General features: G+C 65.6%; 16 protein-coding genes. 6 read left to right on the plus strand and 10 right to left on the minus strand.

Annotated elements, in window-relative coordinates; translation table 11 throughout:
* Positions 1 to 72 precede the first annotated feature (72 nt).
* Both ACZY0Q_RS05590 and mnmA read right to left on the minus strand, forming a co-directional pair.
* Positions 73 to 1,713, minus strand: coding sequence for an ABC transporter substrate-binding protein (locus ACZY0Q_RS05590; protein WP_463915192.1), 1,641 nt, complete (start codon positions 1,711 to 1,713; stop codon positions 73 to 75).
* A gap of 174 nt (positions 1,714 to 1,887) precedes the next feature.
* Positions 1,888 to 3,012 carry a tRNA 2-thiouridine(34) synthase MnmA gene (gene mnmA, locus ACZY0Q_RS05595; RefSeq protein WP_463915193.1) on the minus strand — a complete coding sequence of 375 codons (1,125 nt, stop codon included), beginning with the start codon at positions 3,010 to 3,012 and terminating at the stop codon, positions 1,888 to 1,890.
* Between the two features lie 207 nt (positions 3,013 to 3,219).
* Here mnmA and ACZY0Q_RS05600 point away from each other — a divergent pair, with 207 nt between their 5' ends.
* Complete coding sequence (locus ACZY0Q_RS05600; RefSeq protein WP_463915194.1) at positions 3,220 to 4,491, plus strand: NAD(P)/FAD-dependent oxidoreductase; 1,272 nt, start codon at positions 3,220 to 3,222, stop codon at positions 4,489 to 4,491.
* On the opposite strand, the gene ACZY0Q_RS05605 is transcribed toward ACZY0Q_RS05600, so the two are convergent.
* Positions 4,467 to 5,699: a cysteine desulfurase family protein gene (locus tag ACZY0Q_RS05605; RefSeq protein WP_463915195.1), complete on the minus strand. Its 1,233-nt coding sequence runs from the start codon at positions 5,697 to 5,699 to the stop codon at positions 4,467 to 4,469. The two genes, ACZY0Q_RS05600 and ACZY0Q_RS05605, sit on opposite strands and share 25 nt — an antisense overlap.
* A 48-nt stretch (positions 5,700 to 5,747) precedes the next feature.
* Positions 5,748 to 6,419: a helix-turn-helix transcriptional regulator gene (locus ACZY0Q_RS05610; protein WP_463915196.1), complete on the minus strand. Its 672-nt coding sequence runs from the start codon at positions 6,417 to 6,419 to the stop codon at positions 5,748 to 5,750.
* A 90-nt stretch (positions 6,420 to 6,509) separates the two neighbouring features.
* On the opposite strand from ACZY0Q_RS05610, the gene ACZY0Q_RS05615 reads away from it, so the two are divergent.
* Positions 6,510 to 6,938 (plus strand): hypothetical protein, encoded by a 429-nt coding sequence (locus tag ACZY0Q_RS05615; RefSeq protein WP_463915197.1) that lies wholly within the window; start codon positions 6,510 to 6,512, stop codon positions 6,936 to 6,938.
* Between the two features lie 35 nt (positions 6,939 to 6,973).
* On the opposite strand, the gene ACZY0Q_RS05620 is transcribed toward ACZY0Q_RS05615, so the two are convergent.
* Both ACZY0Q_RS05620 and ACZY0Q_RS05625 read right to left on the minus strand, forming a co-directional pair.
* Entirely contained in the window at positions 6,974 to 7,645 is a 672-nt protein-coding gene (locus ACZY0Q_RS05620; protein ID WP_463915198.1) for a hypothetical protein, read from the minus strand.
* A gap of 68 nt (positions 7,646 to 7,713) precedes the next feature.
* Positions 7,714 to 8,625: a diacylglycerol/lipid kinase family protein gene (locus tag ACZY0Q_RS05625; protein ID WP_463915199.1), complete on the minus strand. Its 912-nt coding sequence runs from the start codon at positions 8,623 to 8,625 to the stop codon at positions 7,714 to 7,716.
* A 125-nt stretch (positions 8,626 to 8,750) separates the two neighbouring features.
* Here ACZY0Q_RS05625 and ACZY0Q_RS05630 point away from each other — a divergent pair, with 125 nt between their 5' ends.
* From ACZY0Q_RS05630 to ACZY0Q_RS05645, 4 genes are all read left to right on the plus strand, one after another.
* Positions 8,751 to 9,713: a J domain-containing protein gene (locus tag ACZY0Q_RS05630; RefSeq protein ID WP_463915200.1), complete on the plus strand. Its 963-nt coding sequence runs from the start codon at positions 8,751 to 8,753 to the stop codon at positions 9,711 to 9,713.
* Between the two features lie 35 nt (positions 9,714 to 9,748).
* Positions 9,749 to 10,216, plus strand: coding sequence for a tRNA (cytidine(34)-2'-O)-methyltransferase (locus tag ACZY0Q_RS05635; protein ID WP_463915201.1), 468 nt, complete (start codon positions 9,749 to 9,751; stop codon positions 10,214 to 10,216).
* Positions 10,217 to 10,404: 188 nt separating this feature from the next.
* On the plus strand, positions 10,405 to 11,013 hold the full coding sequence (locus ACZY0Q_RS05640) for a sigma-70 family RNA polymerase sigma factor (RefSeq protein ID WP_463915202.1): 609 nt from the start codon (positions 10,405 to 10,407) through the stop codon (positions 11,011 to 11,013).
* A 1-nt stretch (position 11,014) separates the two neighbouring features.
* Entirely contained in the window at positions 11,015 to 11,893 is an 879-nt protein-coding gene (locus ACZY0Q_RS05645; protein ID WP_463915203.1) for an anti-sigma factor, read from the plus strand.
* Between the two features lie 49 nt (positions 11,894 to 11,942).
* Here ACZY0Q_RS05645 and ACZY0Q_RS05650 read toward each other — a convergent pair whose 3' ends face one another.
* The 4 genes from ACZY0Q_RS05650 to ACZY0Q_RS05665 all read right to left on the minus strand — a co-directional run bounded on the left by ACZY0Q_RS05650 (position 11,943) and on the right by ACZY0Q_RS05665 (position 16,370).
* Positions 11,943 to 12,722, minus strand: coding sequence for a PIG-L deacetylase family protein (locus ACZY0Q_RS05650; protein WP_463915204.1), 780 nt, complete (start codon positions 12,720 to 12,722; stop codon positions 11,943 to 11,945).
* A gap of 3 nt (positions 12,723 to 12,725) precedes the next feature.
* On the minus strand, positions 12,726 to 13,679 hold the full coding sequence (locus ACZY0Q_RS05655; protein ID WP_463915205.1) for an electron transfer flavoprotein subunit alpha/FixB family protein: 954 nt from the start codon (positions 13,677 to 13,679) through the stop codon (positions 12,726 to 12,728).
* Between the two features lie 14 nt (positions 13,680 to 13,693).
* Positions 13,694 to 14,494, minus strand: a complete 801-nt coding sequence (locus ACZY0Q_RS05660) for an electron transfer flavoprotein subunit beta/FixA family protein (RefSeq protein WP_160678999.1) — start codon at positions 14,492 to 14,494, stop codon at positions 13,694 to 13,696.
* A 259-nt stretch (positions 14,495 to 14,753) separates the two neighbouring features.
* Entirely contained in the window at positions 14,754 to 16,370 is a 1,617-nt protein-coding gene (locus tag ACZY0Q_RS05665) for a S1C family serine protease (protein ID WP_463915206.1), read from the minus strand.
* Positions 16,371 to 16,495 lie beyond the last annotated feature (125 nt).

Genomic DNA, 16,495 nt, shown 5'->3' on the forward strand with positions numbered 1-16,495 from the left:
ACACGTAGGAGGCAGGGCCGTTCGGCCCCACCTCCTCACGCGGGTGTTGGGTGTTACCTGTGAACCTGGCGGCTACTTGGAAACCGTGCCGAGCCGGAACTTGAACGACGCGTCCTGGGTCGAATCCACGCCCTTGACCTTCGTCCCGGAGACAGCAACCTGGGCGCCCTGCAGCAACGGCAATGTGGAGATGTCCTTTGCGAGGAGGTTCTGGACTTCCTGGATCGACTTCTCGCGCTCGGCCTTGTCACCTGTAACAAGCTGCTTCGCGATCAGCGTTTCGACTTCCTTGTTGGAGTAGTGGTTGTTCATGAACCCGCCGCCCACAAAGAAGGGAGTCAGGTAGTTATCCGCGTCGCTGAAGTCCGGGAACCAGCCCAGCTGGAAGACAGGGTAGCTGTCTTTCTTCGACGCAGAGTTGTAGGTGACCCACTCGGTGGACTGGAGATCCACTGTGAACAGTCCGCTCTTCTCCAACTGGTCCTTGACCATGGCGTATTCGTCACCGGATGACTTGCCGTAGTGGTCAGGGTTGTACTGCAGCTTGATGTTCACCGGGCTGCTGATACCGGCGTCGGCCAGGACTTTCTTGGCTTTGTCCAAGCTTGGTTTGCCGGAGCCGTCGCCGTAGGCCTGCTTGAAGGATTCGTTGGCCCCCACAAATCCGGAGGGAACGTTGGACCACATCGGCAGGTAGGTGCCCTTGTAGACCTGATCAGAGATGGCCTGGCGGTCAATGAGGTTTGCCGTGGCCTGCCGGACGGCAAGCGCCTTCTTCGGATCCGCCTCGGGGGTCTTGGCGCCGAACGGCATGGTGTCGAAGTTGAAGACGATGTACCGCATCTCGCCGCCGGGTCCAACGTGGACCGTGACGTTGGAATCCTTTTTGAGGTCATCGATGTCGGTGGCGCTCAGGCTGCGGTTGGCAACATCGATCTGGCCGCCCTTGACCTCCAACTTCATGTTGGTCTGGTCTGTGTAGTACTTGATCGTGGCCCCTGCGTTCGCAGGCTTGCCAAGCACACCCTTGTAGTCCGGCCAGGCCTTCAGGCTGACCAGCGTGTTCTTGTTGTAGGAGTCGATGATGTACTGGCCGTGGAAGGCGTTGGCCTTGACAATTTCCTCGTCGCTGAGGAGTTTGTCAGCCGGGAAGACTTCATCGTCAACGATCGGGGCGGCCGGGCTGGTCAGGATCTGCGGGAACGTCTGGTCGTTGGCGTTCTTCAGCGTGAAAACCACGGTGCTGGCATCAGGCGTGGCGATGGACTCAATATTGGTCAGCAGCGATGCCGGTCCGTCGGGATTGTTGATCGCGGTTTGACGATCAAACGAGAACTTCACGTCCTTGGAATCCAGCACGTGTCCGTTGGCCCATTTGAGGTCGCTCTTCAGCTTGACGGTGAATTCCGTGGGCTTGGTGAACGACGATGATTCGGCCAGGTCCGGCACGGGATCGGCGCCACCAGGCTTGGAGTTCAACAAGAAAGAGTAGATCTGGTTCATCAGCATAAACGAACCGTTGTCGTACGAGCCCGCCGGGTCCAGTGCGGTGACTTTGTCTGTGGTTCCGTACGCAATGACGCTGCTTGCATTCTCCGATGCTGTGCTGCCACCGCCGCCGCCGTCTGTTGGGCCCGTGCAGGCCGTCAATGCGAAGGCGGAAACGCCTGCGAGCGCGATTACGCTCCGCAAGGCTTTAGTGCTCTTAGTCATCTGTGAACTTTCTGTTCGATGAGTACGCGCTCGCCGCCCGCTAATGGGTGTCTTGGCTAGAGCGGGCAGCGCGCTGTCTTGATGCCTAGATTCAACCAGACGCCGGACTCATCAACCGGCTTTTTTGTGAGTTGAGACACAAAATTTACCTGACCAGGGTAAATTTGATCCGCCTCAGAGCTCCGCGCGCTGCAAAGACCGGGCGGCGTCGATGGTGGCCTGGCCCAGGACACGGCTGCCCTGGTAGAGGACCACCGTCTGGCCGGGCGCCACGCCGCGCAGCGGATCGGTCAAGGTAACCAGGAGCTGAGGCGCGTCCTCGCCGGGCAGCATACGCGCGGTTGCCGGCACGGGGTCCCCGTGGGCACGGACCTGGGCATAGCAGTCAAACTCGGCGCCGGTCTCGATTTCCGCGATAGGCAGGCCGGCCCACGAGACCTTGATGCCGCGGATCTCGTCAATGGCCAGCAGCGCCTGTGGCCCCACTACTACCTTGTTTTCCTTGGGCCGGATCTCCAGGACGAACCTGGGCTTGCCGTCCGCTGCGGGCGTGCCTAGCTTCAGGCCGCGGCGTTGGCCCACAGTGAACGCGTTGGCTCCCGGGTGCTCCCCCACCTTCGAGCCGGTCTCGTCCACGATGTCACCGGTGGTCATGTCGATTTTTTCCGCGAGCCAGCCCGCGGTGTCGCCGTCGGGAATGAAGCAGATGTCGTGACTGTCGGGCTTATTGGCCACCGACAGTCCCCGCCGCTCGGCTTCCGCCCGCACTTCGGCCTTGGAAGGCGTGTCCGCCAGCGGGAACATGGAGTGCTTGAGCTGCTCGTGGGTCAGGACACCGAGGACGTAGCTCTGGTCCTTGGCCCAGTCGGCGGCGCGGTGCAGCTCTGGATTGCCGTCCGCATCCTGGATGACCTTGGCATAGTGGCCGGTGCAGACGGCATCGAACCCCAGGGCAATGGCCTTCTCAAGCAAGGCTGCGAACTTGATCCGCTCGTTGCAGCGCATGCAGGGGTTGGGCGTCCGCCCGGCAGCATACTCGTCGATGAAGTCCTGGACCACATCTTCCTTGAAGCGTTCCGAGAAATCCCAGACGTAATAAGGAATGCCCAGCACATCGCAAGCCCGCCACGCATCGCGCGAGTCCTCGATGGTGCAGCAGCCGCGGCTGCCCGTCCGCAGGGTGCCGGGCATCCTGGACAGCGCAAGGTGAACGCCGACGACGTCGTGCCCGGCTTCGACGGCACGTGCTGCGGCAACGGCGGAGTCGACTCCACCGCTCATGGCTGCTAGAACTCGCATGCTGGCTTTCTTTAGGGTGCGGGGGATGCCGGCAGAGGGCGGCTGCCGATCAACCGGTGGCCGCAGAAATAGCACAATGCCTGCCGCACCAGTCTATCGCCACGCCGAATCCTGCCCAAAAGACTCTTGACTCGGCGAGCCCCTCCTTCTAAAGTCAGGATATACAGTTTTAGACTTCGAGCGCGCACCAGCGGGAATCAGGCGGACATGACCGAGGACAGTGCGAGCGCGGGGGGCATCGTGATTGCCGGCGGCGGGCTGGCCGGGGCCACCGCCGCGAAGACACTGCGGGCGGAGGGGTTCGCGGGGCCGGTGACCATCATCGGCGCCGAGGCCCACCATCCCTACCTGCGTCCGCCCTTGTCCAAGGAGTATCTGCTGGGCAAGGCCGCCGAGGAGACCGTCCCGGTGGTGCCTCCGGGCTGGTACGCGGAGAACGACGTCGGACTCCGCCTGGGTGCCCGCGTCACCGGCATCAGGCCGGATGCCCGGAGGGTGGAGCTGGACGACGGAAGCACCCTGGCCTACGGTTCCCTGCTGCTCGCCACCGGAGCGACGCCGCGAACCCTGCGCCTGCCCGGCAGTGACCTTGCCGGCGTCTCCACTTTCCGCACCCTGGATGACAGCCGGCGGCTGCGCAGCCGCCTCGCGAGGGGCGGCCTGAAGGTGGTGATGATCGGCTCCGGTTGGATCGGCATGGAACTGGCTGCGGCTGCCGCCACGTATGGCAATACGGTCACCCTGCTGGGACTGGAAGCGATCCCCTTGGCTTCGGCCATCGGTCCTGACCTCGGACGGTTCTTCCGCAGACTCCACGAAGCCAACGGCGTGAGCTTCCGGCTTCCTGCCTCTGCACGGGAAATTACCGGCGACGGCGGGGCTGTCACCGCGGTAGTCACCGATTCCGGAGAGGTACTCCAGGCGGACATCGTGGTGATCGCCGTCGGCGTGGTTCCCGAGACTAGCCTCGCTCAGGCGGCTGGCCTCGCCCTGGACAACGGGATCCTTACGGACGCCTCCTTGCGGACCAGCGCACCCGGCGTCTTTGCCGCCGGGGACATCGCCAACGCGCTGCACCCCTTCACCGGACAGCACCACCGCAGCGAGCACTGGTCCAACGCCCTGAACGGCGGAAAGGTGGCCGCCAGGGCCATGCTCGGCCAGGACGCCGTCCTGAGCACCATCCCGTACTTTTACACCGATCAGTACGACGTCAGCATGGAGTACTCAGGCTTCCCGGCACTGGCTGCCGGTGCTGAGCCGGTGATCCGGGGATCGCTGGAGGACAAGGAGTTCATCGCGTTCTGGCAGCAGGATTCCAGGGTGGTGGCCGGCATGAGCGTCAATTGGCCGCGGAAGCCACAGCCCGGCGCGCAGAAGACCATCAAGGCCCTCATCTCGGCCAGGACTCCTGTCTCAGCGGAGCGTCTGGCCGACAGCTCCGCCGGACTTGATCAGCTCCTGCCGGCGGAGGCCTGACGCGCTACCGTTCCCGCAGTCTGGATCGAGGATTCGTGCCCAGCCATCCCTGCCTGGCGGGCGCGTTGGTACGCGCCGGGGAGGGCGGTTAACAAGGCATCCACGTCCTCGTCGGTTGAGGCGTGTCCCAGCGTGAAGCGCTGTGCACCGCGGGCCGTCGCCTCGTCCAGCCCCATGGCCAGCAGCACGTGGGACGGCCGTGGAACACCGGCCGTGCAGGCTGATCCCGTGGAGGATTCCACCCCCGCCAGATCCAGGAGGAACAACAGGGAGTCGCCTTCGCAGCCAGGGAACGTGAAGTGCGCATTGCCGGGCAGCCGCCCCTCCCCCGGCGCTCCGCGGAGCACGGCTTCGGGCACCTGCTCAAGAACGCCGTCGATGAGTCTGTCCCGCAGGGCAGCGATCCTCGCGGACTCCGTGGCAAGTTGTGCGGCGGCGGTTTCGGCGGCCGCAGCGAAGGCGGCGATGGACGCCGTGTCCAGCGTCCCGGAGCGCACATCGCGTTCCTGGCCGCCACCGTGCTGCACCGGAGTCAGCTTGACGGCCCGTCCCAACAGGAGTGCGCCGACTCCCACCGGCCCGCCGATTTTGTGCCCGGAAACCGACATGGCGTCCAGTCCAGAGGCCTTGAAATCCACCGGCAGGGAGCCGAAGGCCTGCACGGCATCCGAATGAACCGGCACCCCGGAGGCATGCGCCAGCTCCACAATCCTGCTCACCGGCTGGATGGTGCCCACCTCATTGTTGGCCCACATAACCGTCACGAGCGCAATGGTCCCAGGGTCCCTGGCCAGCTCGGCGGCGAGGATTACCAGGTCCACTACGCCTTCGCTGTCGACCGGAAGCCAGGTGACAATGGCGCCCTCGTGCCGCTCCAGCCATTCAACGGTGTCCAGCACGGCATGATGTTCGACGGCGGAGCAGAGGATGCGCCGCCGTGCCGGGTCTTCGCCGGAACGGGCCCAGTACAGGCCCTTGACGGCAAGGTTGTCCGATTCAGTGCCTCCGGACGTAAAGATGACCTCTGAGGGGTGGGCGCCGGCCGCCGTCGCGATGGCTTCCCTGGCGTCCTCCACGGAGCGGCGGGCACGGCGGCCCGAGCCGTGCAGGGACGAGGGATTGCCCGTGCGGGACAGTTCCCGGGTCAGGGCTGCCAGCGCCTCGGCGGAAAGGGGCGTGGTGGCTGCATGATCGAGGTAGACGGGCACGCTTCAATTCTAGCGGCGGGCAGGGCGTGCAGCCGCGGCCCTGCCCGATCAGGCGTCATGGCGGGGGGTGATCCTGGCACAGCACTGGCCCGGTTCACTGTTCGGCGCCACGCGCTCCTCCGGCTCCCCGCATGCCGCTGCCGCGCCCTGCAGGAATGAACCGTTCATGGTGCAGACCACGTCCGGGTGCCCGTCCGAGAGCCGATGGAACGGGCAGTTAGCCAGCACAAAGCCGCCCGCGCCGTCAGGCCGGGGCTCGTACCCTTCTCCGTCGAGGAAGTCCCGCAGGGTTGCGGCGCCGGAGGCCAGCGCCTGGCCCTTGCCGTACGACGTTGCCAGCAGCGAATCGCGCACCGCGCCGCCGGTCGCTGTGGAGTTCTCGATGGCTGCGACCAACAGCTCGGCAGCGAGATCATAGTTGCGGTCAGGCACGGATGCCCCGACCTCGCCCACTGCCTGCCGGTACATTTTCGCCGGCCGCCCGGAGCCTGGACCCGACTTCCCGGCAGCCTTGTGAAATTCCACGGCCAGGAGTCCGTCCTGGACCAGCCTGTCGAGATGGAAGGATGCCGTACTCCTTGGCAGCTCGAGGGCCAGCGCTGCCTCATCGCGCCCTACGGCGGCATCCGAGGCGGCGATCAGTTCAAAAAGCTGCCGGCGCTTCTCGTCGCCCAATGACGCGACGGCGGCCATGCGGCGGCCCCACGGAAGTCTGCGCACGCTGTCCCCCTAAATCTAAAAACAACATCCATTGCTTAATTGTCTTGATCTTTCTAAAATAATAGTATCTACTTTTAGAAGGAGTCCACCATGACAACCAACGCGGACATCGACGCGGGCGGTCGGCTTCAGTCGATGGCCCCGAACCGGCAGGCGTTCTTCCTGCTGCGAACAGCATTCACCGTCGCACCGATTCTCTTCGGTCTGGACAAGTTCACCAATATCCTGACGGACTGGACCATCTACCTTGCGCCCGTTGCCACCACCGTGGTGCCGGTGTCGGCGCAGACCTTTATGTACATCGTGGGCGTCGTGGAGATCGTCGCCGGCCTCGCGGTGGCGGTCCGTCCCCGGTTCGGTTCCCTGCTGGTTGCCGTCTGGCTGCTGGGCATCATCCTTAACCTGCTGGTCCTGGGCAGCTTCTACGACGTTGCTTTGCGGGACTTCGGCCTGCTTGTGGGCGCACTCGCCCTGAACCGCCTTTCCCCTGCCGGTTCCTGGCGCAGGCACGGCAGGTAACCGGCTCGCCTAGTTCGACGGCGGAACCGGCACGGCTAATTCGACGGCGGAACCACCAGTAGGCGTTCTGCGACGTCGGCCCGGGCGGCTGCCAGAGCGGCGTCGTCCGGGCAGGCCACGGAAATGTAGACCGATGATGCGGCGGTGCCGAACACTCGCGCCATCACCGCCGTGGGCCTGACGCCCGGTTGGCCGGGTTTCTCCAGCACCAACACCTCGGTCGATGGCCCCGGCTTGCCAACCTCGCCGCCCCACCGCAGCGTCCCGGTCTTCAGGTAACCAGGCAGGATGGTCGGATCAAGGTACGTGAAGAGGCCGATGGTTGACTCTTTGTCGTCCTCGCGCACCAGCGGGACCTGATTGGTGCGGACCTTGGCCGCCACGACGCAGCCATCTCCCTTCAGGTACTGACTCTCGCCGGCCACGTTATCCTTGACCTGCTGCCAGCCGGGCACTTCCTTCAGTCCGTCCGAGATCGATACGGGGACCCCGGCAGCCAGGGAACCGCCGGCGGAGAACGGCATGTCCTTTCCGGCCACTGCTTCTGCGTCATGGCCGGGGGTAATGGTAGGGGTGGCCAGGGCGGTGCCGGTTGGCTCCACTTTCGGGGCGGTCGGATCGGGCACACCAACACTGCAGCCTCCCAGTGCTGTCATGCCCAGCAGCGTCCCCGCCACGAATACAGCCGCCTGTGCCTTCACGTCCACCCCAATTTGTTCGCCCGGACGGCCAGCCTGCCGTCATCCTCAAAGAGTCTAGACGCCGTCCGCGGCGCCTACGCGAGCACGCGGACGGCGTCGGGCGCCACCTCGATGGTCAGGGGCAGCGCACCAATGCTCTCGCCGTCGGCATAGGCATTGATGTTGGCAGCCGAAATCCGCACCTTCCGGACCTGCCGGATCTCCACGGCCGGGTGCCCGAGATGCCGGCCGGAGAAAACCTTGGGAAACACTGCCAGGAAGGCAGCACGCGACAGGGGTTTGACGATGAACAGGTCCAGGAGCCCATCGTCGATGCGGGCCGCGGGCGTGATCCTCATGCCGCCGCCGATCGACTGACCGTTGGCCACGGAGATCAGCATGGCGCCCTGCCGCCAGGTGTCGCCGTCGTCGGACGCTGTGAAATCGGTGACGGTGTAGTCGATGGCACGGAAAGTGGCCAGCTCGCGCACCATGGCAAGGTTGTAGCGGGACCGCCCGCGCGGCCAGCGCCAGGCGTTTGCCCTGGCATTGACGGCGGCATCGAAACCTGCCGAGACTACGCCGGCAAAATAGCGGGGCGGACCGTCGCCGGTAACCCGGCCCAGGTCCATGGGCCGGCCATCGGTCACCATTGCCGAGGTGATGCGGCTGCAGGCCGCCGGGACGTCGTTGAGCGGTATGCCCAGCGCCCTGGCCATATCATTGCCTGTTCCGCTGGGCACGATCCCCAACGGCACGCGGGCCCACTCCGACCCTGCCAGCACGTTCACCGCCAGGTGCACCAGACCGTCACCGCCTACAAGCACCAGCGCATCAATGCCCGCCGCCAGGGCGGCCCGTACCTCCTGCTCAAGCCGGACGCCGCTTTCCGCCCGCAGCTCCAGCACGTCCTCGCCTGCCGAACGGAATTGGTGGATGGCCACCGCTCCCGCGGAGTGTTGTTTGCCGAAGGAAGCCTGCGGGTTGACGGCGACGGCGATCCTCATGGGCTGAATTATGCCAGCCGAGGGAACCACTGAGGCCTGCGCAGACGTTGTGTGGGCAGGCCGTAAACTGGGGCCCACCGGGCTGCGTGCCGTGGACTGGCCAGACGAAGAAGAAGGATGAGTGCTTGACCGAGAGCAGCAGCTCCTACTACGAGGTGCTCCGTGTCGCCGTGACGGCCACCGACAAGGAGATCAAGGTGGCCTACCGCCGGGCCGCGCGAAAGGCCCATCCTGACCATGGCGGGGACGCCGCTGCTTTCCGGCGGGTGACGGCGGCGTACGAAACCCTGATAGACCCGACGCGCCGAAAGGCCTACGACCGCTCCTATTCCGCAGGATCATCCCGCAACACAGACGATTCCGCCGCGGGGCCGCACTTTGATGCGCCAGCGGCGGGCAGCCACGCCTCGGCCACCGTGCACAGGAATCCCACGCCCCGGAACACCGCAGGCGACCCGCCCGTTTACGTCCCGCCCTACGATGCTGCGGCCTACGAGGCGTCGGGCACGGTACCGCTCATCCCGTTCGCCCATGCCAGCCAACAGGTCCACGGGATGCCTCGCAAACGGGGCATTTTTGGCGCTGAGGCGAGGATCCAGCGTGAACTGCGCACCGTGCAGCTCATCACTCGCCAGGTCCTGCCTGCGGTTCCTGCCGCCCGGCTGGTAAACGGCCTGCAGTCCCCCGCTGACAACAGCCACATCGACCACGCCCTCCTGTCCGGCTACCGGCTGGCCCTTATCGGGTCCATGCTCCTTCCAAAAGGCGCCTACGCGTGGGACGGACAAACCCTCAGGCACGGCGGACGTTCCATCGCGCCGCCGCAGCTGGCCCACGTGGTCCGGGCCATGCAGGACATCTTCCCGGAACTGAACGTCACCGGCTGGACAGTCATCCACAGCGCAGACGGCAACCTCCATGAACCCGTCATCGACCGCCACCGGCGAGCCACCGGCAGCTCCGAAGCCATTCAGGTGGTCAACGCAGCAGGTCTGGTCCGCGGCCTCAAACAATTCCTCTCCTCCGGCCCCACGCCCAACACCGTCAATGTGTCCGTGCTGGCCAGGCTTCTTCGCGGCATGCACTGAACCGTTGACCCGGATTGGTTGACTAGGATTGGACGGTGTTCCGAATCCTCTTCCACGCCCCCGAAATCCCCGGCAACACCGGCAATGCGATCCGGCTGGCAGCCATCACCGGCGCCGAACTGCACCTGGTGGAACCCCTCGGCTTTGATTTCTCCGACGCCAAGCTCCGGCGTGCCGGCCTGGACTACCACGACCTCGCCGTCGTCACCGTCCACAAAAGCATCGAGGATGCCTGGCGCAAACTGCAGCCGGAGCGTGTGTACGCCTTCACCTCGGACGGCACCGCCAGCTACGCGGACATCACCTACCGTCCCGGCGATGTGCTGATGTTCGGGCAGGAATCGGTAGGCCTGCCCGAACATCTCAAGAAAGATCCGCGTGTCACGGCCACCGTCCGGCTTCCCATGCTGCCGTCCCTGCGTTCGCTGAACCTGGCCAACGCGGCGTCCATTGCCGTCTACGAGGCGTGGCGTCAGCAGGGATTTTCCGGCGCCCAGTCTTGAGCGCCCGCGCGGCCCATCCGCAGGGCTGCCCGCACCGAATCACTCCTGACAGCAATTCCGGGGCGAGGAAGGAGCGGCAGGTGACACTGCTAAAGACGAGGCGGGCGGCGCCGGCTATCCCTTTTAACAGGGGCAGCACCGGCCGCGATGCCCCGGTTTCACCGCCGGGCGACTTATGCTGGGTAGTGATGGAAACTCCCAATGCGCCAAACCCCGAGGCCCCGGCCGCAGTCACAGACTCACCGGCGGATCTCAGCAAGCGCTTGGCCGGGCTGCTAGCTCGCATAGCCGGCGGCGACCAGGCCGCGTTTGCCGAATTCTACCAATTGACATCGCGCAGGGTGTTCGGCATGGCGCGGCGGGTCCTCATCGATCCCGAACTCAGCGAAGACACCACGCAGGAGGTTTTCCTCCAGGTCTGGCAGAACGCCGCGAAGTTCAACCCGGAAGCGGGCAGTCCGCTGTCGTGGCTGATGACCATCTCGCACCGTCGGGCGGTGGACAAGGTCCGTTCCTCGCAGTCGGCCACCGACCGTGAGGCCAAGTACGGCGCCAGCAGCCAGGACGTGGACCACGACTCCGTCTCCGCCGAGGTGGACAGCAGGCTCGAGGCCGAGGCGGTGGTCCGGTGCCTGGAAACGCTGACCGATACACAACAGGAATCCGTGCGTCTTGCCTACTACGGCGGCCTCACTTACCGCGAAGTCGCGGAAAAGCTAAACGCAGCAGTACCCACCATCAAGTCCCGCATCCGCGACGGACTGATCCGCTTGAAGACCTGTCTGGGGGTGAGTTGAGATGACAGAAATGAATAGTCAGGGAGGCACCCGCCGTCCCGGCTCTTTCGGAACTGAGATCGCTGCCGACCTCGAATCCGGGCGGGCCGTCGATCTCGCCGAGCTCTACGCCCTGGACGCGATCAGCGATACCGAACGCGCCGCCATTGACCGCTACATCTCGGCCGCGCCCGCCGCCGAGCGCAACGCCTTCCTTGAGCGTGTCCGCCAGGCCAGGGAGACTCTCGCGACGTCCTTCACGGCTGAGGCGGAGCCGCCCGCTGATCTTTTCGCCCGTATCGTGTCGCAGTTGCCGTCCCTCGCGCAGTTGCCTGCCGCTGGTCCCACCGCGGCCATGGCTGCTCCTGCCGCCATGGCCACACCGGCCGAACAGACGCCGGCAGAAGCCCTGGATGAGCTCGCCGCCGCCAGGGTCCGCCGGGAAGAACGACGCCGGCCTGCCGGCGCCCGCCGCTGGCTCACCGCCGTGGCGGCAGCCGCCGTGATCGCCCTCGGCGGTGTAGGCGTGGGCGCGTACATCTCAGACCAGAACGACCCCCTGAACCAGGTGGTCCGGGCCGGGGACGTCCGCGAAGCATCCGTGCCCGTCTCCGCCGGCGGCACCGCCACCGTGCTGATTTCGTCATCCAAGGATGCCGTGGTGGTCAAGATGAACGGTGTACCCGCGCCGCCGGCCGGCAAGGTCTACCAGATGTGGCTGATCCCGAAGGACGGCTCGGCACCGGTTTCCCAGGGCCTGATGGACGAAGCAGCCCTGTCGAAGCCAGCCGTGGTGAAGGGCATTGCGTCCGCCGCAGCGCTCGGAATCACCGTGGAGCCCGTAGGCGGCTCGGCCGCCCCGACGTTCCCCACCGTGGCCGCCGCACCGCTGGGCGCCTGAGCCCGGGGGGCGGCTGCGCCACAGGCCAGCCGCCCCACTACGGGAAGTCCTAGAAGCCGGCGATGGTCCCCGGACCGTTCACGGCGACTACGTGGAAGGTTTCGGCGCTGCGGCCCTCGGCAAAGCCAGCACGCCGGGCATTCACGTGCATGCCATTGCGCACCGCCGATTCCATGGCGCCGACGTCGGGATGCTGGCTCACGTGCACGTGGATCGCCTCAAGTTTGGCGTCCACATGGTCGGTGACGTCCACAAAGTGGTTGTCGCGCTCTTCCGGCCCGGCGTAGAGCCACAGCCACGGCAGCTTGTACGCCTCGAGGCCCGCCTCAGCCAGCTCCGGATAGGCGAACGGGTTTTCCACAGCTGGATAGACGGCCCGGGTCACCGCCTCCCCCACGGCAAGATGGTCCGGGTGGCTCTTCTGGAGGCGGTCCCAGTTCCGTTCCGGATGCATGGCAAGCACGACGTCGGGACGGAGTTCCCGGATCAGCTTCACCACACCCTTCATGACCTCGTGCGTCGGTTCCAGGTAGCCGTCACGCTCATGGAGGTAGTGGATGTCGGTCACACCCACGAGTTCGGCGGCCCGGCGCTGCTCGGCCGCCCTGAGGGCGATGATCTCCGCCCGGTGCGCAGGGTCAAAGCCGCCGGCATCGCCGTCGGTCATGATGCAGTAGCTGACGTGGATTCCCGCGGCCGTCCAGGCGGCGATGGTGCCGGCCGCACCGAAGTCGATGTCATCCGGGTGGGCGGCGAAACAGAGCACCCGCCCAATCCGGTGGATGTCCGGATTGAACGGGCTCTGTGCTGAGGCAGCGGAGTGGGCCAAGGGTCAGCCTTTTCGCTTCTTGATTTCTTCGGTGGCCTGCGGCAGGACGTCGAAGAGGTCTCCGATGATGCCAAAATCGGCGATTTCGAAGATCGGTGACTCGGCGTCTTTGTTCACGGCCACGATGACTTTGGCTGTCTGCATCCCGGCTTTCTGCTGGATGGCACCGGAGATACCGGCGGAGATGTAGAGCTGGGGAGACACGGTCTTGCCGGTCTGGCCCACCTGGGCGTCGTGGCTGATCCAGCCGGCGTCCGTGGCTGCCCGGGAAGCGCCGACGGCAGCACCGAGGGCGTCCGCAAGCTGCTCCACGGGGCCGAAGTCGCCGTCCACCCCGCGTCCACCGGCCACCACGATGCGGGCGTCCGACAGATCAGGGCGGCCGCTGGCCGCCTTCTGCTCGCGGCCGGTGATGCGGGCCGCCGTGGCGGTGCCGTCCGCCGGCACTTCGACCGTGGACGTCTCCGGGGCGGAAGCCACGGATGCCGGCTCCGGGGTGACGTTGTTGGCCTTCACCGTCAGCACGGAAACCGCCGTGGTGGTCCTGGCAGCGGTGGTGTAGGAACCCGCCAGGACCGACTTGTGCGCTGTACCGTCGGCGTCGACCGCCACGACGTCGGTGATGACGCCGGCGTTGAGCCGGATGCCGAGCCGCGCCGCGATCTCTTTGCCTTCGGGCGAGTTGTCCAGGAGGACCGTGCCGGCACCCGCGGCACCGGCGGCGGCTGCGAGATAGGCCGCTTTCGCAGAGACGAGGTAGTCATCCAGGTCCGGGGCGGAAGGCCGGTAAACCGCGGTGACGCCGTATTCGGCGAGCGTGGCCGAGACGTCCCGGTGCAGGTCACCGTTAACGGCAACGGCGGTCTCTCCGAGGGAACGTCCCAGGGTGAGCAGTTCGAGGGAGCTCTTCTTCAGGGCATCGCCGGGGTTGTCAATGAATACGAGTACGTTTGCCATGTCTGTGATCCCTCTTAGAGCAGCTTCTGGGCGGCCAGGAAGTCGACGAGCTTGATGCCGGCGTCGCCTTCGTCGGTGATGATGGTTCCGGCGGTGCGCGGCGGACGTTCCTCGGCAGCAGTCACCGTGGTCCACGATCCGGCGTGGCCCACGTGTGCGGGATCAACCCCAATATCTGCCAGCGACAGGGTGGTGATGCTCTTGCGCTTGGCCGCGATGATGCCCTTGAAGTTGGGATAGCGCGGCTCGTTGATCTGGTCCGTTACGGATACGACTGCGGGCAGCGACGCTTCGACGGTCTCCGAGTAGGTGTCGGCGTCGCGGCGTGCGGTGAGGCGTCCGCCGTCGACCGTCAGCGAGGAGGCGAAGGTGACCTGCGGCAGGCCGAGGCGCTCGGCGAGCTGGGCCGGGACCAGGGACGTTTCGCCGTCGGTGGACGCCATTCCGGTGAGGACAAGGTCCACCGGGGCGCCGGTGCCGAGGTGGCGAATGGCGGCCGCGAGCGCAAGCGACGTGGCGGCGGCATCTGAACCAGCCAGCGCACTGTCGGTGAGGTGTACACCTTCCGTGGCGCCCATCTGGAGTGATTTCTTCACCGCGTTCACGGCACCGGACGCGCCCATGCTCAGCGCAATGACCTGGTTACCGGCTTTAGCGCCACCGCGGGCCTCAGCCAGCTGCAATGCGGCCTCCAGCGCGTATTCGTCCAGCTCGGAAAGGATGCTTTCGTCACGGTCCGTGGTGTAGCCCTCGCCGGTGAGGTGACGGTCAAACTGTGCGTCCGGTACATGCTTGACCAGGACGATGATCTTCAATGTCTCTTCCACTGTATTTACAGCAGCCTTCCATGCTTGTGGACAGCCAGCCGGATGGGGTCATGGCCTCGGAACGCCCGGGATACGGGTAGATCCTAGCTAACCATATAGCCGTCCCCCGTTGCCGTCCCGTTAACGCCTGTGTCACGGCGCTGCCCGGCCTCCTGCGGGGAACACGAACGACGACGGCGGCGATCACCTTTGGTGAGCGCCGCCGTCGTCCGTTTTAGCGTGTGCCGCGTGTTCTGTGGCTCAAGTCTTACTGGTCAGCTGCGGTGCCAAGCGTGACGTCGAACGTCTGTTCCTGGCCGTTGCGCACGACCGTGAGCTTGACCTTGGAGCCGCCGGCCTGCTCGCGGACGGCCGCGGTCAGCTGGTTTGGCTCGCTGATGACCAGGTCATTGAACTTGGTCACCACATCGCCTACCTTGATGCCGGCCTTGCCTGCCGGTGAGTTTGCCTCTACCGTGGCCACGTCAGCGCCGACGGAGAACCCTGACGTGGTCCCGCTGGATGACTTGTCCCGGACGCTGACACCCAACTGGCCGTGGGATGCCTTGCCGTTGTCAATAATCTCCTGAGCCACCCGCTTGGCGTTGTTAATGGGGATGCTGAAGCCCACACCGATGTTTCCGCTAGAGGACGAAGAATCGGAGCCCGCGGACGCGATGGCCACATTGACGCCGATGATTTCGCCCTTGGTGTTGACCAGGGCGCCGCCGGAGTTGCCGGGGTTGATGGCCGCATCCGTCTGGATCACGTTGATGGAGATGGAGCCCTGGTTCGCGGTGCTTTGGCCCTGGCCACCGTTGGGCGGGGCGAACTGGAAGCCGCCGTCGCCGCTTTCGGTCTTGTCACCTTCCTTGGGTGCCGCCGATGAGGCAACACTGATGGTCCGGTTGAGGGTGGACACGATGCCGTCCGTAACGGTGCCTGTGAGGCCCAACGGGGAGCCGATGGCGATGGCCGTGTCACCCACGTTGAGCTTGCCGGAATCGCCGAGGGTTGCAGGAGTGAGTCCTGAAGAGTCGTCCACCTTGATGACCGCCAGGTCAGACAGGGGGTCGGTGCCCACCAGCGTGGCCTTGAGGACCTTGCCGGCGCTGGTGCGGACCTCCAGGGTTGCGTCGGCGCTCTGGCCATCCAGGGTCACCACGTGGGTGTTGGTGAGGATGTGCCCGTCGTCGTCCAGGATGATGCCGGAGCCGGTGCCGCCGGAACCTCCACTGGTGGCGCTGATGGTCACCACGCTGGGGGACGCCTTCTGCGCGGCCGCCGTGATGGCGTTGACATCGTCCTTGTTGTTGACGATGACGGTCCCCGGCTGGCTGTTGCTGCTCGCCGCCGACGGAGAGCCGTTGTTGAAGAGGTTGCCGGAACCGACTGTTGCTACGCCGCCACCCACGAGGCCGGCGGCCAGGATGCTGGCCACCAGGGTGCCGACGCCGAAGGTGGCCTTCCGGCGGGGCGCGTCGGCCGGGTTCGGGGCAGCGTTGTACTGGCTTGGGGCGTACTGGCCCGCGTTGTACTGGCCCGGCCCGTTATGGCCTGGGTTGTGCTGGCCCGGGTTTTGCTGGCCCGCAGAGCCGCCGGGCGCTGCCGAATGCGCTCCGTGCTGGGCGTACTGGTGTCCGGAAGCGGGCTGGCCCGGTGTCTGCTGACCATAGAACGGCTCGCGGGGAGGATAAACCGGACGGGGCGCACCCGGCAGCGGCTCGGTGTGGTTCCCGGGTACCCCGGAGCGGTCCAGCTGCTCCGTCGGATTAGCCTGACCGGCAGCGGCACTGCGGACCTCCGCAGGGCTCTGGTCCGCATTCCGGTTCTCATCCGGATTGCGGTTCTCCGGCGCTGCACCCTGGGTTGGGTTCTCAGTCATTGGACTTCCTTTCATCCTCGTCTGCATTAACTATGTACTGTCTGGCTGGAACTCGGGCGAACGTTGGCTGGGAGGTTGCTGAGAGACCGAATTCGCGCGCAAGCAGGCACGTCCGGTGGTTTCGC

The organism is Pseudarthrobacter lactosi (genome assembly GCF_055412785.1).